Source organism: Citrobacter sp. TBCS-14 (assembly GCF_005280805.1).
Taxonomy (GTDB): Bacteria; Pseudomonadota; Gammaproteobacteria; order Enterobacterales; family Enterobacteriaceae; genus Citrobacter; species Citrobacter gillenii.
This window is the reverse complement of the sequence record NZ_SZWM01000844.1, coordinates 1-250: the sequence shown is the minus strand read 5'-3', so window position 1 is coordinate 250 and position 250 is coordinate 1. Positions and strand designations below refer to the sequence as shown.

The window sequence follows — 250 nt, the reverse complement described above, 5'->3', positions numbered from 1 at the left end:
CCGCTAAAGAAGGCGCTGGCCTGGAGTAAGCGGATTGCTTTTTTCCAGCGACGGTCAGATACGTAGGGGGCGTTCGGTAGCGCATCCAGTTGCTGGCGCAGGGTGAAAATCAATTCAAATACACGATCGGGAAGCGTGATTTTGCCAATGTCTTTTTGCCACTGGTAGTACTCTTCATCGGTCACTTGTAACGTTGTTGGAACGGGGTTGTCACTTTCATCCTGCTGGCTTAACAGCATGGACCGGAAGT

Annotated in this window: 1 pseudogene; it reads right to left on the bottom strand. The window is 51.2% G+C overall.

From position 1 onward, the window contains the following. Positions 1-250, bottom strand: a pseudogene (locus FDX22_RS21625) (ATPase RavA); the annotation flags it as partial.